A 24,049-nucleotide genomic window follows, 5' to 3' on the forward strand; every position below is an offset into this window, starting at 1 on the left:
CTCCTCTACAACATTCTCGAACAGAGGCCGCCGTGCTCACGGGGCCCCTGGAACAGATCGGTTAATTCAAGTGTTCGACACGAATCCGTACCACCGGCCCCACCACGCCTTGCAGGGCTTCCATGGCGGCGATGGCTTCGTTGATATGCCGTTCGAGCACACGGTGGGTCAGCAGGATCATCGGCACCTGGCCGTTCTGCTCCTCGACTTCCTTCTGCATGATCGACTCGATGTTGATCCCGCGCTCCGACAGGATGCTGGCGACCTGGGCCAACACGCCCGGATGATCCTGGGCCTGGATACGCAGATAGTAGGCACTTTCGCACGCCTCGATCGGCAGGATCGGATGGGCCGACAGCGAGTCCGGCTGGAAGGCCAGGTGCGGCACGCGGTTTTCCGGGTCGCTGGTCATGGCGCGAACCACATCCACCAGGTCGGCGATCACCGACGAAGCGGTCGGCTCCATGCCAGCACCGGCGCCGTAGAACAGGGTGGAGCCAGCGGCGTCGCCGTTGACCATCACGGCGTTCATCACGCCGTTGACGTTGGCGATCAGGCGATCAGCCGGGATCAGCGTCGGGTGTACACGCAACTCGATACCTGCCGGGGTGCTGCGCGCCACGCCAAGGTGCTTGATGCGGTAGCCCAGGGCTTCGGCGTAATTCACGTCGGCGGTGGTCAATTGGGTGATGCCTTCGGTGTAGGCCTTGTCGAACTGCAGCGGGATACCAAAGGCGATGGAGGCCAGGATGGTCAGCTTGTGGGCAGCGTCGATGCCTTCCACGTCGAAGGTAGGGTCGGCTTCGGCGTAACCCAGGGCCTGGGCTTCGGCGAGCACGTCTTCAAAGGTACGGCCCTTCTCGCGCATCTCGGTAAGGATGAAGTTACCGGTGCCATTGATGATGCCCGCCACCCAGTTGATGCGGTTGGCGGACAGGCCTTCCCGGATCGCCTTGATCACCGGGATGCCACCGGCCACGGCGGCTTCGAACGCTACGATCACGCCCTTCTCCCGCGCCCTGGCGAAGATTTCGTTGCCGTGCACGGCAATCAGCGCCTTGTTGGCGGTGACCACGTGCTTGCCGTTTTCGATGGCTTTGAGCACCAGCTCGCGGGCCACGGTGTAGCCGCCCACCAGCTCGATGACGATATCGATTTCAGGGTTGCTGGCCACGGCGAAGACATCGTTGGTCATCGCAATACCGGTCGTTTGGAACTGAGGCTTTGGCGAACGCGTGGCAATCTGCGCCACTTCAATCCCGCGACCTGCACGGCGGGAAATTTCCTCAGCATTGCGCTGAAGTACGTTGAAGGTACCGCCACCGACGGTCCCTAACCCACAGATGCCTACTTTGACCGGTTTCACTGAAGAACTCCCCATGAAACGGCCGACGCTAGGTCGGCCGTGGAAAACAGCCGCACAACTGCGGCTTTCAATTAGTGGCCCGCAGGTTTGGCGGCGAGCCCTGATCGTCGAAGCATCGACGATGCTGGTTTATTTGGCATTCAAAGCCAGTTTGGCAACTTGTGGTGCCGGCTGGTAGCCCGGAATCACCTGACCGTCAGCCAAAACGATGGCCGGTGTACCGTTCACGCCGATGGACTGACCGAGGGCAAACTGCCTGGAAACCGGGTTGGCGCATTTGGCGGCCTTGATTTCCTTGCCATCGACCATCTTGTCCATGGCAGCTTTCTTGTCGGCCGAGCACCATACCGCCTGCAACTGCTCGTCACCCGGCGAACCCAGGCCCTGACGCGGGAAGGCGACGTAACGCACTTCCACACCCAGCTTGTTCAGCGCCGGCACTTCGGCGTGCAGCTTGTGGCAGTAAGGGCAGGTGGTATCGGTGAACACGGTGATGTGGGTCTTGGTCTCGCCGATCGCCGGGTACACGACGGTCTCAGCCACCGGAATGCCGTTGATCAACCTGGACACGCCCAGCCGTTCGGCTTTCTCGGTCAGGTTGACCGGTTTGCCGTCCTTGAGCTGGAACAGGTAGCCCTGGACGACGTACTGGCCGTCGGCACTGGCGTACAGCACGCGACTGCCCTTGAGCTTGACTTCATACAGGCCGGCCATGGGGCTGGCGCCGATGCTTTCGATGGGTGTGTCGAGCTGCAGGTTGGCCAGGCTCTTGCGAATGGCCTGCTCGGCGGCGTCATCGGCGAAGGCAACGCTGGAAACCAACGCAATGGCTGCGGCGGCAATAATCTGGATCAAGCGCATGGAAACTCCTGAGGGGCAGATGCAGGGACGGTACAGTTATGCCGATTGGAAACTCGGGGGGTGGACCGTCGCCTTTGCTAACCGGCAAAGCCTACCACAGTTGGGCCGCAGGGCAGCCCGTGGCGGCATAAATTGGGCGTTTTCAGCCCCTCGGGTGGTGCCTGGCATGCATATCCTGCAGGCGTGCCCGCGCAACGTGGGTGTAGATCTGGGTGGTGGACAAGTCGCTGTGGCCGAGCAGCATTTGCACCACCCTTAAATCGGCGCCGTGATTGAGCAAGTGGGTAGCAAAAGCATGGCGCAAGGTGTGCGGCGACAGGGCCTTGCCGATCCCGGCGACTTTCGCCTGGTGCTTGATCCGATGCCAGAAGGTCTGTCGCGTCATCTGCTCACCGCGCTGGCTGGGGAACAGCACATCGCTGGGACGCCCGCCGAGCAGTTCATGGCGCGCATCGCGCATGTAGCGCTCCACCCACACAATCGCCTCCTCGCCCATGGGCACCAGCCGCTCCTTGCTGCCCTTGCCCATTACCCGCAACACGCCCTGGCGCAGGTTGACCTGCTCCAGGGTCAGGCTGATCAACTCGGTCACCCGCAGGCCGCACGCGTAGAGCACCTCCAGCATGGCCCGGTCACGCTGGCCGATGGCTTCGCTCAGGTCGGGGGCGGCGAGCAAAGCGTCTACGTCGGCCTCCGACAGCGATTTGGGCAATGGCCTGCCCAGTTGCGGCATGTCGATCTGCAGGGTCGGGTCGAGGGCGATGAGCTTTTCCCGCAGCAAATAACGGTAAAAGCCACGCACGCCCGAGAGGAATCGTGCGGTGGAACGCGGCTTGTAATGCTGCTCCAGGCGCCAGGCGAGGTGATCGAGAATCAGCTCGCGACCAGCGTTGATCAGTTCGAGTTGCTTTTCCTGCAGCCAGCCGTTGAACAAGGCCAGGTCGCTGCGGTAGGCCTGGCGAGTGTTGTCCGACAGGCCTTTTTCCAGCCAGAGGGCGTCGAGGAAGCGGTCGATCAGAGGGTGGTCGATGGCGGGCATGGGGGCTCAGGCTGGTGGCGGTGGTGTCGGGTAGATCCTATCGCAGGCAAGCCAGCTCCCACACTTGAATATGTTTACACATCAACATGTGGGCGCTGGCTTGCCCGCGATAGCTGCAACTCGGCTGTGGGCCAGTCAACAAATCCCGGGCACAAAAAAGCAGCCCGAAGGCTGCTTTTTTCTGCATCGGAACGCTGGACTTAAGCCAGTTTTTCCTTGATGCGAGCTGCTTTACCGGACAGGTCACGCAAGTAGTACAGCTTGGCTTTACGTACGTCACCGCGACGCTTGACGGCCATGCTGTCGATCTGCGGGCTGTAGGTCTGGAAAGTACGCTCTACGCCAACACCGTTGGAGATTTTACGAACAGTGAAAGCACTGTTCACACCACGGTTACGCTTGGCGATTACCACGCCTTCGAACGCTTGCAGACGCGAACGGTCGCCTTCCTTCACTTTCACCTGAACGACAATGGTGTCGCCCGGGGCAAAGGTAGGGATCTCTTTGGTCATCTGCTCTGCTTCGAGTGCAAGGATGATTTTGTTAGTCATGCTGTGCTCCTAAGGTAAGTCAATGGACCTACCATCGATACGTTTAACTATCGTCCCGCGCGAGGATGTATTCCTCGAGCAGCTTCTTCTCTTCTCCAGAAAGCGAGCGGCTATCCAGAAGATCGGCGCGTCGTTCATAGGTCCTACCAAGGGACTGCTGTAAACGCCAACGCCGGATGTGTGCGTGATTGCCACTTAGCAACACGTCGGGAACACGCTGATCCGCATACACCTCCGGGCGGGTGTAGTGCGGGCAATCCAGCAAACCATCCGTGAAGGAATCTTCCTCCGCGGAGTCCGCATGCCCTAAAGCTCCAGGCAGCAGCCGTGTAACCGCATCTATCAGGACCATCGCCGGCAGCTCACCGCCAGACAGGACATAGTCCCCAATCGACCACTCTTCATCGACATGAGCGTCAATAAAACGCTCGTCAATGCCTTCATAGCGACCGGCAATCAGGATCAATGCTTCCTCATTCGCCAGTTCGCGGACCCCAGCCTGTTTCAGCTGACGGCCTTGAGGGGACAGGTAAATTACCTTCGCCTTCTCCCCTGCAGCTGCCTTGGCCTGAACCAGTGCGTCTTCCAGGGGCTTGATCTTCATCACCATGCCCGGGCCACCGCCAAATGGGCGGTCGTCCACAGTGTGATGCCGATCCGTCGTGTAGTCTCGCGGGTTCCAACAGGTGAGCTGCAACAGCCCCTGTTTCACCGCCCGACTGGTGATGCCGTACTCGCTGATGGCGGAAAACATCTCGGGAAACAAACTGATCACTTCAATGCGCAAATTAGCCACGCCTAGAAGTCCGCATCCCATTCCACCTTCATCTCGCCTGCGGCAAGGTCGACGGCCAACACGCAGTGCCCGGTATAGGGCAACAGCCGTTCGCGATCATCCAGGCTGCCAGCGCAAGGCTTGACCACCATTACATCATTGGCGCCGGTTTCCAGAAGATGATCGATTTTCCCGAGCAATTGCCCCAGTTGATCAATAACCTTCAGACCTTCCAGCTGGTACCAGTAGTACTCGCCGTCGGTCAATTCAGGGAACAGGTTGCGCGGCACGCAGATCTCATAACCGGCCAGAAGACGAGCTTCTTCACGATCATCAAGACCCTTGAGCTTTGCGACCAGGAACTTGTCGCTCCCGCGTCCACTGACCAGCTCGACCTGTTTCACACTACCTTCGCGCTTGAGCGTCCAGGTCTTGTACTGCAACAGGTTTTCAGTCGGATCAGTAAAGGAATACACCTTCACTTCGCCGCGAACGCCATGAACAGAGTAAATCTTGCCGATAACGATCAAATCATCAGCAACAGTTGGCGTCGCGTTCATATTGCTCAGGCTGCGGCCTTAGCCGAGTCCTTCAACAACTTTGCAACGCGCTCGGATGGCTGTGCACCCACGCTCAGCCAGTAGGCTACGCGCTCTTGGTTCACGGACAGACGAACTTCTTGACCACGAGCGATCGGGTTGAAGAAACCAACCTGTTCCTTGTGCGAACCGTCGCGCGGGTTGCGGCTGTCGGTTACGGTCAAGTGGTAAAACGGGCGCTTTTTGGAGCCGCCAAGGGCAAGACGGATTGTTAGCATGTGAACATCGTTCCTGTAGTCGGTGCTGCAAATCTAAATGCACAGCGGGCATAGGTGCCCGAAAGGCCGCATATTCTAAGGAATATCCGGACTTTTGCAAATGTCTTTTTCCGGCGCCTGCCCGCGTGCCATTCAGATCTGCTATAGAGCCGTCGTTAAAAACGGCGAGTCAGCCCCCGCCAACGGCGGGTTTGCTGGAGATCCCACATCCCTGTGGGTCGGAGCGCACGCTGTGCCTGCGCTCGAATACTTTACATTTTCGGCATGCCGCCGCCGGGCAACATACCGCCCATGCCGCGCATCATCTTGGCCATTCCGCCCTTGGCGGAGAATTTCTTCATCATCTTCTGCATCTGCTTGTGCTGCTTGATCAAGCGACCGATGTCCTGCACCTGAGTGCCGGAGCCCATGGCGATCCGACGCTTGCGCGAACCGCTGATCAGCTCAGGGTCGCGGCGCTCGGCCGGGGTCATGGAATTGATGATGGCTTCCATCTGCTTGAACTGCTTCTCTGCCGCGCCCTGGGCATTGCCCATCTGCGCCAGGTTCACACCGCCGATGTTCGGCAGCTTGTCCATCAGGCCACCAAGGCCGCCCATGTTCTTCATCTGCTGCAGCTGATCGCGGAAGTCTTCGAGATCGAAGCCCTTGCCCTTCTTCAGCTTCTTGGCCAGCTTGTCGGCCTTGTCCTTGTCGAGGGTGGCTTCTGCCTGCTCGATCAGGCTGAGCACGTCGCCCATGCCGAGGATGCGCGAAGCGATACGCTCAGGGTGGAACGGCTCGAGCGCTTCGCTCTTCTCGCCCATACCGATGAACTTGATCGGCTTGCCGGTGATGGCACGCACCGACAGCGCGGCACCGCCACGGGCATCGCCGTCGACCTTGGTCAGGATCACGCCGGTCAGCGGCAGCGCGTCGCCGAAGGCCTTGGCGGTGTTGGCCGCATCCTGGCCGGTCATGGCGTCGACCACGAACAGCGTCTCGACCGGGTTGATCGCGGCATGCAGCGCCTTGATCTCGCCCATCATCTCTTCGTCGATGTGCAGGCGACCGGCGGTGTCGACGATGACCACGTCGATGAACTTCAGTTTGGCTTCTTTAATAGCTGCGTTGGCAATGTCGACCGGCTTCTGGCTCAGGTCCGACGGGAAGAAGGTCACGCCCACTTCGCCCGCGAGCATTTCCAACTGCTTGATGGCGGCCGGACGGTAGACGTCAGCCGACACCACCATTACCGACTTCTTCTTGCGCTCTTTAAGAAAGCGCGCCAGTTTGCCGGCCGTGGTGGTTTTACCCGCGCCCTGCAGACCAGCCATCAGCACGACGGCCGGCGGCACGGCGCTGAGGTTCAGGTCTTCGTTGGCGGCGCCCATCAGGCTTTCGAGTTCGGCCTGGACGATCTTCACGAACGCCTGGCCCGGGGTCAGGCTGCGCGACACCTCAGTGCCGACCGCACGCTCCTTGACCGAGTTGACGAAGTCCTTGACCACCGGCAGGGCGACGTCGGCTTCCAGCAACGCCATGCGCACTTCGCGCAGGGTGTCTTTAATATTGTCCTCGGTCAGCTTGGCCTTGCCGGTAACGTGGCGCAGCGTCTGCGAGAGACGGTCAGTCAGGTTTTCAAACATGCGCGATCCTTTCAGGCCCCATTCATCGAAATGCTTTGGTAGACCGAGGTAATGACGGCCCAGGCTGTGGTAAATCGCTATTAAAAACAGCGCTCGGCGAGCCTGCGGCGTGGGCAGGTCGCGGATTATAGCGAAGACTGCGCCCATGCACACCCGCTGTCTGGCCCGGGAGTCTTTCGTGCAACGTCTGTGTATGCCAAACTCAGCGCCTTTCGGGCTTTCCTTTCAGGATTTATGCTTCCCTTGTCACCCAGTTTGCTACCCAGCCTCGCCGCCGCCATCCTGTATGCCGCTGCGACCCTCTACCAGGGCACCCGCCTGGCCAAATGCGTCAAGGCCGACAAACGCCTGCTCGCAGGCCTTGGCGGCCTCGCCCTGGTGGCGCACGTCGCCAGCCTGTTTACCCACCTGATGACGCCGATCGGCCTGGGCCTGGATTTTTTCAGCGCCGCCAGCCTGATCGCGGCGGCCGTGATCGGCCTGACGCTGATCGCCTGCACGCGCATCCCGGTGGAAAACCTGCTGGTGCTGCTCTTCCCGCTGGGCGTGCTCACGGTGCTACTGGCGCAGTTCGCCCCCACCGGCACGGTGCAGGTGATCGATGAAGAGCCGGGCATCCTGTCGCATATCCTGCTGTCGATCCTGGCCTACGGCATGTTCACCATCGCGGTGTTCCAGGCCCTGCTCCTGCTGCTGCAGGACCACCAGCTCAAACATAAACACCCTTCTGGCCTGATCAAGAACTTCCCGCCGCTGCAAACCATGGAAAGCCTGCTGTTCGGGTTCCTGTGGGCCGGCTGGACGCTCCTGTCGCTGTCGCTGATTTCCGGCTGGCTGTTCGTCGAGAACCTGTTTGCCCAGCACCTGGTGCACAAAACCCTGCTGGCGTGCCTGGCCTGGGTGGTGTTCAGCGTGCTGCTGTGGGGCCGCAACCGCCTCGGCTGGCGCGGGCACAAGGCAATCCGCTGGACCCTGGCCGGTTTCTGCCTGCTGATGCTGGCCTATTTCGGCAGCAAGCTGGTTCGCGAATACATCCTGCATATCTGACGGGCAGCACACATGGACAACTTGCCCCTGGGGCCGATGCTCGCGGTAATCGCCCTGCTGGTGTTATGGGCGGCGCTGTTTACCGCCATCGAAGCCGCCCAGCAGCACCTGCTGGCCCTGCGCCCCGGCACGCGCCAGGGTGACAAGGCGGCCGCACGCCTGAACTTCCCGCGTAACAGCCTGATCCTGTGCAACACCCTGTGCCGGGGCGTGGTGGTGATTCTCTGCACCCTGCTGGCGATTTATGCGTGGGCGCAAAACGGCCCCTGGCTGGGCTGGGCGATCTCCAGCGCCCTGCTGCTGGTGCTGGCCGACTACCTGCCCCGCGCCCTGGCCACCCGCCACCCTCAGGCGGTGCTGGGGTTTGGCAATGTGCTGCTGGGCCTGCCGTTGAAACTCCTCTACCCCCTGGCCTGGCTGCTCAATGCCTTGAGCTTGCTGCTATTGCGCCCGTTTGCGCGCAAACCCGGCGTGGTGAAACACAGCGATGACCCACTGCCCGATCATGACGACGAGCCGCAAGCCGACACCGATGAAGACCGTACGCCTGGCATGCCCGGTATCCATGCGCTGGACAACATCACGGTGAATGACATCCTGGTGCCGCGCAGTGAAGTGGACGGCATCAACCTGGATGATTCGATCGACGAGATCATCGAGCAACTGCGCAATACCCTGCGCACCCGACTGCCGGTGTTTCACAGCGACATCAACCAGGTCGAAGCCGTGCTCAATACCCGGCAGATCCAGCACCTGCTGCCCGATGCCCGCCTCACCAAAGACGGCTTGCTGAGCGCCTGCCACGAACCCTACTTCGTCCCGGAAAGCACGCCGCTGCAACTCCAGTTGCTGAACTTCCACAAGCAACAGCGGCGTCTGGGCATGGTGGTGGATGAGTACGGCGAAGTGATGGGCATCGTCACCCTGGAAGATATCCTCGAAGAAATTGTCGGCGAGTTCGAGAACGAGCAAAGCTCGGACAACCCGCATATCGAGGCCCAGACCGATGGCCGCTACATCATCGACGGCGCCGCCTCGATCCGCGACCTGAACAAGAGCCTGACCTGGCACCTGCCCAGCGACGGCCCCAAGACCCTCAACGGCCTGGTGACCGAAGCACTGGAGACCATTCCGGATTGCGCGGTGTGCCTGAAGATCGGCCGGTACCGCCTGGAGATCCTCGAGACCGAGGACAACCGGGTCAGCAAGGTGCTGATCTGGCACACCAGCCGTGTGCCTGTCGCGATCTGACAAAACACAGCTCACCCTGAGGGAGACCTGCCCCCTCCCGCACTGGATTTGCGGTAGCTGATGCCACGCTGTTGTTCCTATAATCCCCGCGAGCCCCGCCCACCCAGTCCTATGGGTGTTCGACCAATAACAACGACCGCCAGGGATACCTCATGACCACCACGTATAGCGAGGCAGCGCCTGCCGCCCCGAGCAATTCGACCGCACGGGTTGCCACCGCAAGCATCGTCGGCACCGCCATCGAGTTCTACGACTTCTACATCTACGCCACCGCAGCTGCGCTGGTGATCGGTCCGGTGTTCTTCCCGCAGACCTCCGGCACCGCACAGATGCTGGCGTCGTTCCTGACCTTCGGCATCGCCTTTATCGCCCGTCCACTGGGCTCGGCGCTGTTCGGCCACTTCGGTGACCGCATTGGCCGCAAGTCCACGCTGGTCGCGTCGCTGCTGCTGATGGGCGTATGCACCACGCTGATCGGCTTGCTGCCCGGTTACGACAGCATCGGTGCCTGGGCGCCGATTCTGCTGTGCGTGCTGCGCTTCGGCCAGGGCCTGGGCCTTGGCGGGGAATGGGGCGGCGCGGCGTTGCTGGCCACCGAGAACGCTCCCAAGGGCAAGCGCGCCTGGTTTGGCATGTTCCCGCAACTGGGTCCGTCCATCGGCTTCCTGGCGGCCAACGGTCTGTTCCTGATTCTGGCGATGAGCCTGAACGACGAGCAGTTCCGCAGCTGGGGCTGGCGTATTCCATTCATCCTCAGCGCGGTGCTGGTGATGGTCGGCCTGTACGCCCGCCTGAAGCTGCATGAAACCCCGGTGTTCGCCAATGCCGTCGCCAAAGAGGCGCCGGTGAAAGTGCCCCTGGTGGAACTGTTCAGCCAACATTGGCTGCCGGTGCTGCTGGGCGCTGCGTCGATGGTGGTGTGCTATGCGCTGTTCTATATCACCACGGCGTTTTCCCTGAGCTACGGGGTGTCGACACTGGGCTACAGCCGCGAAACCTTCCTCGGCCTGCTGTGCTTTGCGGTGCTGTTCATGGGGCTGGCGACACCGCTGGCGGCGCTGGCCAGTGATCGCTACGGGCGCAAGCCGGTGCTGATCGTCGGCGCGATCCTGACGATGCTGTCGGGCTTCACCATGGAACCGCTGCTGACCCAGGGTTCGACCTGGGGGGTCGCCTTGTTTCTGGCCCTGGAGCTGTTCCTGATGGGGGTGACGTTCGCCCCGATGGGCGCACTGCTGCCGGAGCTGTTCCCGACCCGTGTGCGTTATACCGGCGCTTCGGCTGCGTATAACCTGGGTGGCATCGTGGGGGCTTCAGCGGCGCCGTTCTTTGCGACCAAGCTGGTGGCGATGGGCGGGCTGAGTTATGTGGGCGGGTATGTGTCGGCGGCGGCGCTGATCAGCTTGATTGCGGTGCTGTGCCTGAAAGAGACGCGGGATAACGACTTGAACAAGGTGGCCTGATAGAGCGCTATCGGGAGCAAGCCCCCTCCCACATTTGATCGTGGTTCACAGGGTTGGATGTGTGAATACATTCAAATGTGGGAGGGGGCTTGCTCCCGATGCTTTTAGAGCTCTACAACAACAGCCTTCGAAGCACGGGTCGCCTTGGCTCGAGCCGCTTCAATCGACTCATCCCGCGCCAACGCCACACCCATGCGGCGCTGGCCATTCACCTGCGGCTTGCCAAACAACCGCAATGCCGTGTCCGGCTCGCTCAACGCGGCACCGAGGTTGGCAAATGCGGTCTGCGTCGATTGCCCTTCCACCAGAATCACCGCCGACGCCGACGGGCCGAACTGACGAATCAACGGAATCGGCAGGCCAAGAATGGCGCGCGCGTGCAGGGCAAACTGCGACAGGTCCTGGGAAATCAGGGTCACCAGGCCAGTGTCATGGGGGCGCGGCGACACTTCGCTGAACCACACCTGATCGCCCTTGATGAACAACTCCACACCAAACAGACCGCGACCGCCCAGGGCCTCGGTCACCGCTTTGGCAACGCGCTCGGATTCGGCCAGGGCCACCGGGCTCATGGCCTGGGGCTGCCAGGATTCCTGATAGTCGCCCTTCTCCTGACGATGACCGACCGGCGCGCAGAACGTGGTACCGCCGATGTGGCGCACGGTCAGCAGGGTGATTTCGTAGTCGAAGTCGATAAAGCCCTCGATGATCACGCGGCCCTTGCCGGCACGCCCGCCTTCCTGCGCGTAATCCCACGCCTGGCGCACATCCTCGGCGCTACGCAACAGGCTCTGGCCCTTGCCCGACGAACTCATCACCGGCTTGACCACACACGGGAAGCCCAGGTCCTGCACGGCCTTGCTGTAGTCTTCGAAGGTATCGGCAAAGTGATACGGCGAGGTCGGCAGGTCCAGTTCTTCGGCAGCCAGGCGGCGGATGCCTTCACGGTTCATGGTCAGCGAGGTGGCACGCGCGGTCGGGATCACGGTGAAGCCTTCGGCTTCCAGCTCGACCAGGGTGGCGGTGGCGATGGCTTCGATTTCCGGCACGATGAAGTGCGGTTTTTCCGCCTCGATCACCGCGCGCAGGGCGGCGCCGTCGAGCATGTTGATCACATGACTGCGATGCGCCACCTGCATGGCCGGCGCGTTGGCGTAGCGATCCACGGCAATCACTTCAACGCCCAGGCGTTGCAGCTCGATCACCACTTCCTTGCCCAGCTCACCGCAGCCACACAGCATTACGCGGGTCGCGGTCGGCGACAATGGAGTTCCGATTCGGGTCATCTCAGGTCCTCAGGGGAGCGGATCATGGGGAGAAAGGCCGGCATTTTACATGAACTGTAAAAATTGGCCTCAGTTGGCGACAGCCCGTTTACGCAGACGCCAGGCCATGATCAACCACACCACCGTGACGCCGGCGAATTTCGACACCAGCGCCGTACCTGCAACGGCCGGGGTCAGCGCGCCGATCAGACCGAAGAAGATAAAGGTATCCAGAGGAATGCTCAGCGCCGAACTGATCCACAGGCGGTCATGCAACGGCCGCTGGGTGATGCTGAACACCAGCCAGTCGATGCATTCGGACACTGCGAACGCCGTGGCGCTGGCCAGCGCGATGGACGGGTCGGAGGTGATGTAGGACAGCACCAGCGCGGCCAGCATGGCAATGATCGCACCGTGGCCGAAGCGGGTTTGCACCATGTCGCGCAGGATGAACACCAGCCCGCCCCAGGCGGACCAGATGACGTCCAGGTGCGGGGCGGTGGAGAAGGCGAAGTTGATCAGCACGACGCTGCCGATGTAGGCGATCAGGAAGAGCATGGGGTAGAGCCTGTGGGTAATTAGGTTGTCAGAGAAGGCCTCATCGGGAGCAAGCCCCCTCCCACATTTGATCGGGTTCACCCAGTTGGATGTGTGAATACATTCAAATGTGGGAGGGGGCTTGCTCCCGATGGCGGTGGTTCAGGCGCCGGACTTGCCCGGCATCATAAACACCAACCCACCGGCCACCGCCCGCTCATGACACAACCCCAGCACCACCCGGCGCTCGGCATTGTCCATGCGGCTCCAGCGCGTAATCTCGGCCACCGTGCGCTGGCAGCCGGTACAGATATCGTCATCATCCAATGCACAGATGCTCACACACGGCGAGGCGACGGGACGTTCAGCCGGGTTCATGCCTGCTGCTCGGCCAGGTCGCGCGCATACCGCTGGGCGTTATGCACATAGTGCGCGGCGCTGGCTTCGAGCATGCGCTTCTGCGCCTCGGTCAGCTCACGCACCACCTTGCCCGGCGAGCCCATTACCAGCGAGCCGTCGGGAATTTCCTTGCCCTCACCGATCAGCGAATTGGCGCCGATGATGCAGTGCTTGCCAATTCTGGCACCATTGAGAACCACCGCGTTAATGCCGATCAGGCTGTAATCGTCGACGCTGCAGCCGTGCAGCATGGCGTTATGGCCGATGGTCACGCCGGTGCCCAGGGTCAGCGGGTAGCCCATGTCGGTGTGCATCACGCTGCCATCCTGCACATTGCTGTTCCTGCCGATCAGGATCAGTTCATTGTCGCCCCGCAACACCGCGTTGAACCAGACGTTGGCGCCCTCCTCCAGCTTGACCTTGCCCACGAGTGTGGCATTGGGTGCCACCCAGCTGTCAGGGTGGGTCTCGACGCGGGCGTCGCCCAGGCGGTATTTCATGGTGTGTCCTCGCGGCTTGCCATTCAGGTGATGGCTTAGATATTGATGAAGCTCTTGGGCGGCTGGTGCAGGCTGATCCTGGCGTCGTCATACAGCAGGTTGATCAGCTCGACGATCATGATGGCGGTCAGTCCCCAGATCTTGTACTCGCCAAAGCGGTAGCTCGGCACGTACCAACTGCGGCCCTGATAATCGATGCGATGGGTGTGCTCGCGCGGGTCCTGACGGAAAAAATCCAGCGGCACGCTGAAAACAGCGGCAATTTCGGCGTCGTTGGCCAGGTACTCGACGTAATCGGGAACCACCCCCACGTAAGGCGTAACGCGAATGCCATGCAGGGAAATCAGCGGGCTCAAGGGGCCGATCACTTCCACCAGGCCCGGCGGCAGGCCGATTTCCTCTTCGGCTTCGCGCAGCGCGGTGAAGATCAGGTCCGGGTCTTCGGGGTCACGGCGCCCGCCGGGAAACGCGACTTCGCCGCCATGGGTCGACAGCCCGCTGGCGCGCAGGGTCAGGATCAGTTCGGGTTCGTCGCTGCGGGTAATGGGCACCAGCACCGCGGCCTCGGGGAACCGCCCGTCGGTCTCCAGCGTGTGCGGCGTGTGATTGCTTACCCGGCGAAGTAGCTCGTCCAGCATGAGTCATCTCGGTCTGTTGGCTACCTTGCATCATGCACCAAAGCGTGCGGGCGCCCAACCCCAAAACCGCAGGCGTGTCGTTAAACGACAACTTGCAGGAACGCCCGGCACCAAGCCAAGATGCACGCAATCTCCAGGAACCCGAGCATGAACTTCTGCAGCCAGTGCGGTAAACCGGTCACCCAACGCATCCCCGATGGCGACGCGCACCTGCGTTATGTGTGCGATCACTGCCACACCATCCACTATCAGAACCCCAATATCGTGGCCGGCACCCTGCCGGTGTGGGGCGACCAAGTGCTGCTGTGCCGCCGCGCCATCGAGCCGCGCCTGGGTTACTGGACCCTGCCCGCAGGCTTCATGGAAAACGGCGAGACCGTGGAACAGGCCGCCGTGCGCGAAACCTTCGAAGAAGCCTGCGCGCGCATCCGCAACCTGCAGATCTATACCCTGATCGACGTGCCGCATATCAGCCAGGTGCATATTTTCTACCGCGCAGAACTCGTCGACCTAAACTTTGCCGCCGGTATCGAAAGCCTTGAGGTGAAGCTGTTCGACGAGGCCGATATCCCTTGGTCCGAACTGGCTTTCCGCACGGTGGGGCGTACCCTGGAATGCTTTTTTGCCGACCGTCGGCAACAGGCTTTCCCCGTGCGCAGCGAAGCGGTACCGCCCATGTCCAACACCGCCCGGTCCTGATCCGGCTCCCAGGAAATCGTGTCAATGCGTTGGTTGCTCGCTCTGCTCTGCCTGTCGTTCGCCTCGCTGTCATCGGCGTCCACCCTGGAAACCCTGGGCGGCAAACCGGTGGAGAAGGTCCTGGTGCTCAAGTCTGCCCACCAATTGCAGTTGATCAACGACGGCAAGCCCCTGAAGACCTACCGCATCTCCCTGGGCAAGAACCCCAAGGGCCACAAGCTGATCGAGGGCGACCGCCGTACACCGGAAGGTTTTTACTGGCTCGACTGGCGCAAGGTCAGCGACCGCTACAACCTGGCCATGCACATTTCCTACCCCAATATCAGCGACGCCGCCCGCGCCCGCCGCGAAGGCGTGAAGCCCGGCAGCATGATCATGATCCACGGCACGCCTGACACCGCAGACTACCCGGAGCAGTGGTTCCACACCCTGGACTGGACCGATGGCTGCATCGGCATGCGCAACGTCGACATGCGCGAGGTCTGGAACCTGGTCAAGGACGGCACCCTGATCGAGATCCGGCCCTGATCTTCAACCGCTCGTAAAATAATTCGAAATATTTTCCCGCCCCTGACAGCGCCTGCCGGTGAATACCAGTTCACCGCGCGGGCTTGCGTCGTTCTGCGCGCCATAAAGACCTCTCTAATACCACTTGATGCCAAGCCCCAATACAGGGCTCTGAAACCGGTGCCTGCACGGTTTTGGGTGCATTGACATGGTATCTAAGTGGTATTAGTTTCCGGCCAATACCGGGCGACAACATTCCAAATAACGCATCGGACACTCACCCATGAATCCCATCCTGGCCCTGCGCCCTGACGACACGCAATCCACGCCGCTGTACCTGCAACTGGCCCGTAATCTGGAAGCGGCCATCCATGCCGGCGAGTGGAAATCCGAACAGGCCTTGCCCTCCGAACGCGTACTCAGTGAGCAGTTGAGTATCTCGCGGGTCACTGCACGCAAAGCCCTGCAAGTGCTGTTTGCCCAGGGCCTGATCCGCCGCAGTCAGGGTTCCGGCACCTTTATCACGCCGCGCCTGGAACAACCGCTGTCGCGCCTCTCGGGCTTCAGCGAAATGCTGAGCCTCAAGGGTTTTGTGCCCAGCTCGCACTGGCTGGAGCGCGAGGTCACCCCGCCAACGCACGAAGAGCTGATCCGTCTCGCCCTGTCACCCACCGACAAGGTCGCGCGCCTCAAGCGTTTGCGCAAAGCCGATGACACGGTCATGGCCATCGAGATGACTACCCTCCCCGCCTCGGTGCTGCCACAGCCGCACACCTTGGGCAACTCGCTCTACGAATACCTGGAAGGCATCGGCAAGCCCATCGTGCGCGCCCTGCAGCATGTGCAGGCAATCAATGCGTCGGACGAGTTCGCCGCCCTCGTGGGCATCGCCCCCGGCACCGCCATGCTGCTGATGTCGCGGGTTGGCTACACCGCCGACAACACGCCGATTGAGATCACCGACACCTACTGCCGCAACGACTACTACGACTTTGTCGCAGAGCTGCGTCGTCATGACTACTCCGCTGAACTGCGACTCTAGAGAACTGCCCATGTCCGAAGACAACATCCTCACACCCCAGGGCTGGATTCGCGGCCGCCTGGTGCACGAAAACGGCCGGGTGAGCGCCATCGAAGGCACGCCCTGTGACCCCGCCGACAATGACCTGCCTTACCTGCTACCGGGCTTTATCGACCTGCATGTGCACGGCGGCGGCGGGGCCGACATCATGGAAGGTGCAAGCGCCTTCGAGACCATCACCCGCACCCACGTGCGCTTTGGCACCACCTCACTGCTGGCCACCACCATGACCGCGCCGGTGGAGGAGATTTCCCGCGTACTCGGCCAGCTCGGCACCTTCTGCGAGCAACGCCCCACCGGCAGCGCGCGGGTGCTCGGTGTACACCTGGAAGGGCCCTACATCAACCCGGGCAAACTCGGCGCCCAGCCCAACTTCGCCCATACCGCCTTGATCGCCGAAGTGGAGGCCTACCTCGCCCTGGCGCCGATCCGCGTGATCACCATCGCGCCGGAAATCGCCGGCCACGCGGCGTTGATCCGCGCGCTCAGCGAACGCGGCGTGCGCATGCAGATCGGCCACACCCTGGGCAGCTATGAAGAAGGCGTGGCCGCCCTCGAAGCCGGCGCCACCAGCTTCACCCATTTGTACAACGCCATGAGCCCGTTGCATCACCGTGAACCCGGCATCGTCGGCGCCGCGCTGGCCCACGCCCAATACGCCGAGCTGATCCCCGACCTGCTGCACGTGCACCCCGGTGCCATGCGCGTGGCCCTGCGTTCGATCCCGTGCCTGTACTGCGTGACCGACTCCACCGCCGCCGCCGGCATGCCCGACGGCGAATACAAGCTGGGCAGCCACACCGTGACCAAATGCCTGGGCGGCGTGCGCCTGGCCGACGGCACCCTGGCCGGCAGCACGCTGACCATGGATCAGGCGCTGCGCAACCTGGTGAAAATCGGCCTGCCCATCAGCGAAGCCTCACAACGCCTGTCGCAATTTCCGGCGGACTACCTGGGCCTGCAGGCGCGCGGCCGCCTGCAACCCGGCAGCTTTGCCGACTGCGTGCGCCTGGACCGCGCCCTGACCCTCACCGACGTAATGGTCGAAGGAGAAACCATTGACTTCAAAAATGCTTGAAGAGGCCCTGGCCTCCGCTGATGCCGTCGCCGCGCAACTGCAACGCCTCGGCGTGCCACTGCAGAACATCACCGAGCGCCTGCGCCGCCAGCCGCCGCAGGTGGCGCTGACCATCGCCCGCGGCAGTTCCGACCATGCCGCCAGCTACTTCGCCTACCTCGCCATGCAGCATGTGGGCATCCCGGTGGCGTCGCTGCCAATGTCGGTGGTGACCCTGTTGCAGGCACCGTTGCAGGTCAGCGGCCAGGTGGCGTTCGGTTTCTCGCAGTCGGGGCAGAGCCCGGACCTGGTCGACAGCCTGCGCCTGCTGCGCAAGCGCGGGGCCTTGAGTATCTCGCTGGTCAACGCCGAGGACTCGCCGCTGGAAGCCGCCTGCGAATTCCACGTGCCACTGTGCGCCGGGCCGGAACTCAGCGTGGCGGCGACCAAAAGCTTTATCGCCACCCTCAGCGCCAGCGCGCAGTTGATCGGACACTGGAGCCAGGAAGCCGATTTGCTGCGATCCTGCCGCGCCCTGCCCGACGAGCTGCGTGCAGCCGCGAAGCAGGATTGGACACTCGCCATTGACGCCCTCAAAGGCAGCCAGCGCCTGATGGTGATCGGCCGTGGCGCCGGTTTTGCCATCGCCCAGGAAGCTGCGCTCAAGCTCAAGGAAACCTCGGCGATCCAGGCCGAAGCCTTCAGCAGCGCCGAAGTGCGCCACGGCCCGATGGCCCTGATCGACGAAAACTACCCGCTGCTGATATTCGCCCCACGCGGTGCCGAACAGGCCGGCCTGTTGAGCCTGGCCGCCGATATGCGCCAGCGCGGCGCCCGCGTGTTGCTGGCCGCGCCGGACGATATCGCCGAACGCGACCTGACCCTGAGCCGCGCCGAGCACCCGAGCCTCGATCCGATCCTGGCCATCCAGAGTTTCTACGTGATGGCCGCAGGTCTCGCTGAAGCTCGTGGCATGGACCCGGACCAGCCGCGCCACCTGAGCAAAGTCACCCGCACTCACTGAGTGGTGTTTTCCTGATGAGTACCGTGCCCATGTCCAACAACAATAATGTATTGACCCTCAGCGCTCCCCTCAGCGGGCCGCTGCTGGCCCTGGGCGACGTCCCCGATGACGTGTTCGCCAGCGGCGCCATGGGCGACGGTATCGCCATCGACCCGTTGAATGACTGCCTGCATGCGCCGTGCGACGGTGTGATCATCCATGTCGCCCGCACCGGGCATGCATTGACGATTCGCGCTGCAAACGGCGCCGAACTGCTGATGCACCTGGGCATCGACACCGTGGAGCTGGGTGGCGAAGGCTTTGAGCTGCTGGTCGAGCACGGTGCGCAGGTGAGCAACGGGCAGGCACTGGTGCGCTTTGACCTGGACCGCATCGCGCGGCGGTGCAAGAGCCTGGTAAGCCCGATCATTCTGACCAACAGCGAACGCTTTGAACTGACGCCTCGGTCATTGAAAACCGTGAAGGTCGGCGAGCCGTTGATGCAGGTCGCCGTGCGTTCAGCCGCCTGCGTTCAAACCGCTGTGGATAACTCAACGGTCGAGGCCAGCGCCCGTGTGCGCGTTACTCACCGTGGTGGTTTGCACGCACGTCCGGCTGCGCTGATCCGCAAAACCGCCCAGGGCTTCAGCAGTCAGGCACAGTTGCACTTCGCGGGTAAATCGGCGGCATGCGACAGCCTGATTGGCCTGATGGGCTTGGGCATTGGCGAGGGCGATGAAGTACGCGTCAGCTGTCGCGGCAACGACGCCGACGCGGCGTTGCAGGCATTGGTGGCCGCCCTGTCCGTGACAATCAGCGAAGCCCATCAGCCCCCGGCCGTTACCGCTGCGCCACCTCGAGTCCGCGTCGAAGCCGACGTGCTGCAAGGCGTGTGCGCTGCGCCCGGCCTGGTGTGCGGACCGTTGATCCGTCTCAGCGGCGTTGAGCTGCCAGCCGATACCGGCGGCCATCGCGTCGATGAACAACTCGAACGCCTGGACGCGGCGCTGGAACAGGTGCGCGGCGAAATCCGCGACACGCTGGCGCACGCTCGGCAGCGCAAAAACGCCGAGGAAGAAGACATCTTCGCCGCCCACCAGGCCCTGCTGGAAGACCCGGCGCTGCTTGACGCGGCCACCGCGTCCATCGAACACGGCAGCGCCGCCACCCACGCCTGGCGCGATGCGATCCAGGCCCAATGCGCGGTGTTGCTGGCGCTGGGCAAGCCGCTGTTCGCCGAACGCGCCAACGACCTGCGTGACCTGCAACAACGCGTGTTGCGCGCCTTGCTCGGTGACGCCTGGCATGTCGAATTGCCGACGGGTGCGATTGTCAGCGCCCATGAGCTGACACCGTCCGACCTGCTGCAACTGAGCGCGCAAAACGCCGTCGGCATCTGCATGGCCGAAGGTGGCGCGACGTCCCACGTGGCGATCCTGGCCCGGGGTCAGGGCTTGCCCTGCGTGGTGGCGTTGGGCACCGAACTCCTGGATGTGCCGCAGGGCCAGCGTGTGGTCCTGGACGCGGCCAATGGTCGCCTGGAACTGGCGCCCAGCGACGCCCGGCACGCCCAAGTGCACCAGATTCTCGACGCGCAGAAGCTGCGCCGCCAGCAGCAACAGACCCAGGCCCAATTACCCGCACACACCACCGACGGCGTGAGCGTTGAAGTCGCTGCCAATGTCGCCTCCAGCGCCGAAGCCGAGGTGGCCTTTGAAAACGGCGCCGACGGCGTCGGCCTGTTGCGTACCGAATTCCTCTTCGTCGACCGTCGCACCGCGCCCGATGAACAGGAGCAACGTCAGGCCTATCAAGCCGTACTGGATGCCATGGGCGATAAGTCGGTGATCATCCGCACTATCGATGTGGGCGGCGACAAGCAACTGGACTACCTGCCGTTGCCCGCCGAGGCCAACCCGGTGTTGGGCCTGCGCGGTATTCGCCTGGCCCAGGTGCGCCCCGATGTGCTCGACCAGCAACTGCGCGCGCTGCTGCAAGTAGCGCCGCTCGAACGCTGCCGCATCCTGCTGCCGATGGTCAGCGAGGTGGATGAACTGCTGCAGATCCGCCAGCGCCTGGATCAACTATGCGCCGAGCTGGAACTGACCCGGCGTCCGGAACTGGGCGTGATGATCGAAGTGCCCGCCGCTGCACTGATGGCCGAGCAGCTCGCGCTGTATGCAGACTTTTTGTCCATCGGCACCAATGACCTGTCCCAGTACACCCTGGCCATGGACCGCGATCACGCCGGTCTGGCGGCGCGGGTCGATGCGTTGCACCCGGCGCTGCTGCGGCTGATTGCCCAGACCTGCGCGGGGGCGGCGAAACATGGGCGTTGGGTTGGCGTATGTGGCGCCCTGGCCTGCGACCCAATGGCCACGCCGGTGCTGATCGGCCTGGGCGTCAGCGAGCTGTCGGTGAGCCCGCTGCAGATCGGCGAAATCAAGGACCGCGTCCGCCACCTGGATGCGGCGCACTGCCGGCAACTGAGCCAGGGCCTGCTCGACCTGAGCAGCGCCCGAGCCGTTCGCCAGGCCTGTCAACACCACTGGCCGCTGAGCTGATAACAACAACAAAAGGAGACACGCCATGTATCAACATTTCATCGAAGGCCTGCAACGCCTGGGCCGCGCCTTGATGCTGCCGATCGCGATTCTGCCGATTGCCGGCCTGCTGCTGCGCCTGGGCGATACCGACCTTTTGAACATCGCGGTGATGCACGACGCCGGGCAAGCGATCTTCGCCAACCTGGCATTGATCTTCGCCATCGGCATTGCCGTGGGTTTTGCCCGCGACAACAACGGCACGGCAGGTCTGGCCGGTGCGATTGGTTACCTGGTGATGATCTCCACTCTCAAGGTGATGGACACCACCATCAACATGGGCATGCTCGCCGGTATCGCCAGTGGCTTGATGGCAGGCGGACTGTATAACCGCTTCAAGGACATCAAGTTGCCGGAGTACCTCGCCTTTTTTGGCGGGCGACGGTTTGTGCCGATTGTCACCGGGTTCAGCGCGGTTGGCCTTGGCGTGATTTTTGGGCTGATCTGGCCGCCGATCCAACAGGGCATCAACAGCTTCGGCGCGTTGCTGATGGACAGCGGCAGCCTCGGCGCCTTCGTGTTTGGTGTGTTCAACCGGCTGCTGATCGTCACCGGCCTGCACCATATCCTCAACAACATGGCCTGGTTTGTGTTTGGCACCTTTACCGACCCGGTCACCGGCGCGGTCGTCACCGGTGACCTGACCCGTTACTTCGCCGGCGACCCCAAAGGCGGCCAGTTCATGACCGGCATGTTCCCGGTGATGCTGTTCGGCCTGCCTGCCGCGTGTCTGGCGATGTACCGCAACGCGCTGCCGGAACGGCGCAAAGTGATGGGCGGGATTTTCCTGTCGATGGCGCTGACCTCGTTCCTGACCGGCGTGACGGAGCCGATCGAGTTCGCATTCATGTTTCTGGCGCCGTTCCTGTACCTGATCCACGCGGTGCTGACCGGCCTGTCGATGGCCGTGACCAACCTGCTGAATATCCACCTCGGGTTTACCTTCTCCGGAGGGTTTATCGACATGGTGCTGGGTTGGGGCAAGTCCACCAATGGCTGGCTGATATTCCCGGTTGGCCTGGCCTACGCGTTGATTTACTACAGCGTGTTCAGCTACTGCATTCGCCGTTTCAACCTGAAGACACCGGGCCGGGAAGATATCCAGGTGGCGCAGGCTGAGGTGATGAACGACAACCAGCGTGCCACGGCTTATATCCGCGCGCTGGGCGGTGCGGACAATCTGCTGAGTGTGGGCGCCTGCACCACGCGGTTGCGCCTGGACATGGTCGATCGCAACAAGGCAGTGGATGCGGAGTTGAAAGCGCTGGGCGCCATGGCGGTGGTGCGGCCGGGTAATGGCGGGAGTTTGCAGGTGGTGGTCGGGCCGCTGGCCGACAGCATTGCTGATGAAATTCGCCTGGCGATGCCGTCGTTTGTTGCCAGTGCGCCGGTTGCGCCTGTGGATAAACCAGCGGCGGTGAATGTGCAGGAGGCCGAGAAATGGCTGAGTGCACTGGGCGGACGAGCCAATGTGCAGCAGTTGGAGGCCGTGGCGATGACGCGGTTACGGGTGGAATTGGGAGATGACTCGGGGTTGTCCGAAACGGCCCTGACCGCGCTGGGTTGTCAGGGTGTCAGCCGGCTGGAAAGCGGAGTCTGGCACTTGTTGATTGGCGACAAGGCCCTGGGCCTGGGTGAAGCGCTGGAGCGGTTGGTCGGTGACCGTGAGGTCGGTTCCAGGGTTTAGAAGCACAGTGGTTCCATTGGCCCCAATCGGGAGCAAGCCCCCTCCCACATTTTGACTATGTGAATACGTTCAAATGTGGGAGGGGGCTTGCTCCCGATTGGGCCTGACAGGCGCCCGAGAATCAGGCGCCTGCCACCCGGGTCTTAGCCACCAAAGACCAGATTGGCCGACTGAGCCCCCGCGTTTTTCACCGTAAAGTCCTTGGCTTGCACGGCGGTCTTCAACGCGTAGTCATAGTTGGAATTGGCCGTCCACTGCGCCTTCGGCGACTTCTGGTTAGTGATCGCAGGCACGCTGCCGATATCGGTGAAGGTGCCGTTGCCTTTGTCGTCCAACATGCCGTTGCTGGCGCTGCCCTCACCAAAGTGGTTGTACTCGGAAAGAATGTTGGCGTTTTGCGCCAGGGTAAAGCCCAGGTGGAACTTGTTGATGTAGTTGTTATAGACATGGAAGTAGCCATAGCGCATCAGCCCCGGTGCGCGCACTTCCAGATTGTCGAAGCGGTTATGGCAGATCGTCAGCCGTGGAAAACCGTTGAACGCCGTGTTGTTGTCATCGCTCGGGTGGCCGAGGATCAAGCCGTACTTGTGGTTACCAAAGAAGCAGTTGCTGATGGTCGCATAGTCGGCCTTGTCACCCATGTAGAGCAACTTGTCGAGGCTGCCGTCGTTGACGGACCAGGTGTGACCGACGAAAGAGCAATGGTCGATCCAGTACTTGCTGCCGTGGTTGAGGTACAGCTGGATGTCGTCGTTGTCTTTGATGCCAGCCGAGTGCTGGAAAACGATGTTCTGGAAAATGATGTTTTGCGACGCTGAGGTTGCCCGCAGGTGGATGTTGGTGAGGGTGCGGTTCTGGAACGAGCCCACCAGGGTCTTGTTGGAGCCCAGGTTCACTTTGGTCAGGCTGGAAGCCGAAAGGTTGCTGTTGATCACCAGCACGCGAGGGGTCGCGTCGCCGATATTGGCCTTGAGTTGATCCAGGTTGGTAATATTGACCACGGGACCTGCCCAGCCGCCGGTAACCTTGGCAGCCTTGGCAAAGCCTGTGATGCCGTTGAGTTTGCTTTCTGGATAAGACATGTGAGTTCCCTCTCTAAAGAAACATGACCGTCCTGGTCACGGGTACAAATACTGTACATGCAAACAGTGCTTTATAAATTTATTATCGTCAACCCCTATTCAAATCCAGGCTGTCCGGGACGCCGCCTTCGCGAGCAAGTTTCAACCGACGATAAAAAACCCGCTGACCAAACCGGCCCAGCGGGTTTCCTGT

The 24,049-nt window shown here is 62.0% G+C and carries 24 protein-coding genes; 10 read left to right on the top strand and 14 right to left on the bottom strand.

What is annotated here, in order from left to right; all coding sequences use genetic code 11:
- Window positions 1-61 precede the first annotated feature (61 nt).
- The 8 genes from RHM60_RS11005 to ffh form a co-directional block, all read right to left on the bottom strand.
- Window positions 62-1,366 (bottom strand): homoserine dehydrogenase, encoded by a 1,305-nt coding sequence (locus RHM60_RS11005; protein ID WP_209984430.1) that lies wholly within the window; start codon window positions 1,364-1,366, stop codon window positions 62-64.
- A 129-nt stretch (window positions 1,367-1,495) separates the two neighbouring features.
- The gene (locus RHM60_RS11010) at window positions 1,496-2,227 is read right to left on the bottom strand and encodes a disulfide isomerase DsbC N-terminal domain-containing protein (protein WP_209984432.1); all 732 of its coding nucleotides are present in this window, start codon (window positions 2,225-2,227) and stop codon (window positions 1,496-1,498) included.
- Window positions 2,228-2,369: 142 nt separating this feature from the next.
- The gene (gene xerD / locus RHM60_RS11015; RefSeq protein WP_209984434.1) at window positions 2,370-3,266 is read right to left on the bottom strand and encodes a site-specific tyrosine recombinase XerD; all 897 of its coding nucleotides are present in this window, start codon (window positions 3,264-3,266) and stop codon (window positions 2,370-2,372) included.
- Window positions 3,267-3,466: 200 nt separating this feature from the next.
- Window positions 3,467-3,817 carry a 50S ribosomal protein L19 gene (gene rplS / locus RHM60_RS11020; RefSeq protein WP_003175895.1) on the bottom strand — a complete coding sequence of 117 codons (351 nt, stop codon included), beginning with the start codon at window positions 3,815-3,817 and terminating at the stop codon, window positions 3,467-3,469.
- A 43-nt stretch (window positions 3,818-3,860) separates the two neighbouring features.
- Entirely contained in the window at window positions 3,861-4,634 is a 774-nt protein-coding gene (trmD, locus tag RHM60_RS11025; protein WP_209984441.1) for a tRNA (guanosine(37)-N1)-methyltransferase TrmD, read from the bottom strand.
- Window positions 4,616-5,152 carry a ribosome maturation factor RimM gene (rimM, locus tag RHM60_RS11030; RefSeq protein ID WP_057007239.1) on the bottom strand — a complete coding sequence of 179 codons (537 nt, stop codon included), beginning with the start codon at window positions 5,150-5,152 and terminating at the stop codon, window positions 4,616-4,618. Before rimM ends, trmD begins: the two co-directional genes overlap by 19 nt.
- Before the next feature lie 5 nt (window positions 5,153-5,157).
- Window positions 5,158-5,409, bottom strand: a complete 252-nt coding sequence (gene rpsP / locus RHM60_RS11035) for a 30S ribosomal protein S16 (RefSeq protein ID WP_003238923.1) — start codon at window positions 5,407-5,409, stop codon at window positions 5,158-5,160.
- A gap of 251 nt (window positions 5,410-5,660) precedes the next feature.
- Complete coding sequence (gene ffh / locus RHM60_RS11040) at window positions 5,661-7,037, bottom strand: signal recognition particle protein (protein WP_003193965.1); 1,377 nt, start codon at window positions 7,035-7,037, stop codon at window positions 5,661-5,663.
- Between the two features lie 234 nt (window positions 7,038-7,271).
- On the opposite strand from ffh, the gene RHM60_RS11045 reads away from it, so the two are divergent.
- The 3 genes from RHM60_RS11045 to RHM60_RS11055 all read left to right on the top strand — a co-directional run bounded on the left by RHM60_RS11045 (window position 7,272) and on the right by RHM60_RS11055 (window position 10,798).
- The gene (locus tag RHM60_RS11045) at window positions 7,272-8,084 is read left to right on the top strand and encodes a cytochrome C assembly family protein (protein ID WP_373460566.1); all 813 of its coding nucleotides are present in this window, start codon (window positions 7,272-7,274) and stop codon (window positions 8,082-8,084) included.
- A gap of 12 nt (window positions 8,085-8,096) precedes the next feature.
- Window positions 8,097-9,335, top strand: coding sequence for a transporter associated domain-containing protein (locus RHM60_RS11050; protein ID WP_209984447.1), 1,239 nt, complete (start codon window positions 8,097-8,099; stop codon window positions 9,333-9,335).
- 152 nt (window positions 9,336-9,487) lie between these two features.
- Complete coding sequence (locus tag RHM60_RS11055; RefSeq protein ID WP_322214438.1) at window positions 9,488-10,798, top strand: MFS transporter; 1,311 nt, start codon at window positions 9,488-9,490, stop codon at window positions 10,796-10,798.
- A gap of 104 nt (window positions 10,799-10,902) precedes the next feature.
- Here the strand turns inward: RHM60_RS11055 and purT are convergent, their stop codons facing one another.
- The 5 genes from purT to RHM60_RS11080 form a co-directional block, all read right to left on the bottom strand.
- Window positions 10,903-12,084, bottom strand: a complete 1,182-nt coding sequence (gene purT, locus RHM60_RS11060; protein WP_322214439.1) for a formate-dependent phosphoribosylglycinamide formyltransferase — start codon at window positions 12,082-12,084, stop codon at window positions 10,903-10,905.
- 69 nt (window positions 12,085-12,153) lie between these two features.
- Complete coding sequence (locus tag RHM60_RS11065) at window positions 12,154-12,621, bottom strand: preQ0 transporter (protein ID WP_209984456.1); 468 nt, start codon at window positions 12,619-12,621, stop codon at window positions 12,154-12,156.
- A gap of 141 nt (window positions 12,622-12,762) precedes the next feature.
- A complete protein-coding gene (locus tag RHM60_RS11070; RefSeq protein ID WP_209984459.1) occupies window positions 12,763-12,978 on the bottom strand; it encodes a DUF1289 domain-containing protein in 216 nt (71 codons plus the stop codon).
- Window positions 12,975-13,499 (bottom strand): gamma carbonic anhydrase family protein, encoded by a 525-nt coding sequence (locus RHM60_RS11075; protein ID WP_231423218.1) that lies wholly within the window; start codon window positions 13,497-13,499, stop codon window positions 12,975-12,977. The genes RHM60_RS11070 and RHM60_RS11075 overlap by 4 nt, the downstream gene beginning before the upstream one ends.
- 35 nt (window positions 13,500-13,534) lie before the next feature.
- Window positions 13,535-14,137, bottom strand: a complete 603-nt coding sequence (locus RHM60_RS11080) for a CoA pyrophosphatase (RefSeq protein ID WP_057007247.1) — start codon at window positions 14,135-14,137, stop codon at window positions 13,535-13,537.
- Window positions 14,138-14,284: 147 nt separating this feature from the next.
- Here RHM60_RS11080 and RHM60_RS11085 point away from each other — a divergent pair, with 147 nt between their 5' ends.
- The 7 genes from RHM60_RS11085 to nagE all read left to right on the top strand — a co-directional run bounded on the left by RHM60_RS11085 (window position 14,285) and on the right by nagE (window position 22,774).
- A complete protein-coding gene (locus RHM60_RS11085; RefSeq protein ID WP_231423219.1) occupies window positions 14,285-14,836 on the top strand; it encodes an NUDIX hydrolase in 552 nt (183 codons plus the stop codon).
- A gap of 24 nt (window positions 14,837-14,860) precedes the next feature.
- Entirely contained in the window at window positions 14,861-15,364 is a 504-nt protein-coding gene (locus RHM60_RS11090; RefSeq protein ID WP_209984468.1) for a L,D-transpeptidase family protein, read from the top strand.
- Window positions 15,365-15,626: 262 nt separating this feature from the next.
- Window positions 15,627-16,385: a GntR family transcriptional regulator gene (locus tag RHM60_RS11095; RefSeq protein ID WP_322214440.1), complete on the top strand. Its 759-nt coding sequence runs from the start codon at window positions 15,627-15,629 to the stop codon at window positions 16,383-16,385.
- A gap of 10 nt (window positions 16,386-16,395) precedes the next feature.
- Entirely contained in the window at window positions 16,396-17,502 is a 1,107-nt protein-coding gene (nagA, locus tag RHM60_RS11100; RefSeq protein WP_209984475.1) for an N-acetylglucosamine-6-phosphate deacetylase, read from the top strand.
- Complete coding sequence (locus RHM60_RS11105) at window positions 17,483-18,505, top strand: SIS domain-containing protein (RefSeq protein WP_322214441.1); 1,023 nt, start codon at window positions 17,483-17,485, stop codon at window positions 18,503-18,505. The genes nagA and RHM60_RS11105 overlap by 20 nt, the downstream gene beginning before the upstream one ends.
- A 29-nt stretch (window positions 18,506-18,534) precedes the next feature.
- Window positions 18,535-21,048: a phosphoenolpyruvate--protein phosphotransferase gene (gene ptsP / locus RHM60_RS11110; RefSeq protein ID WP_322214600.1), complete on the top strand. Its 2,514-nt coding sequence runs from the start codon at window positions 18,535-18,537 to the stop codon at window positions 21,046-21,048.
- A 25-nt stretch (window positions 21,049-21,073) separates the two neighbouring features.
- Entirely contained in the window at window positions 21,074-22,774 is a 1,701-nt protein-coding gene (nagE, locus tag RHM60_RS11115; protein WP_209984480.1) for an N-acetylglucosamine-specific PTS transporter subunit IIBC, read from the top strand.
- A 143-nt stretch (window positions 22,775-22,917) separates the two neighbouring features.
- Here nagE and RHM60_RS11120 read toward each other — a convergent pair whose 3' ends face one another.
- Entirely contained in the window at window positions 22,918-23,856 is a 939-nt protein-coding gene (locus RHM60_RS11120; protein WP_322214442.1) for a pectate lyase, read from the bottom strand.
- Window positions 23,857-24,049 lie beyond the last annotated feature (193 nt).

Source organism: Pseudomonas sp. MH9.3 (assembly GCF_034354675.1).
Lineage (GTDB): Bacteria > Pseudomonadota > Gammaproteobacteria > Pseudomonadales > Pseudomonadaceae > Aquipseudomonas.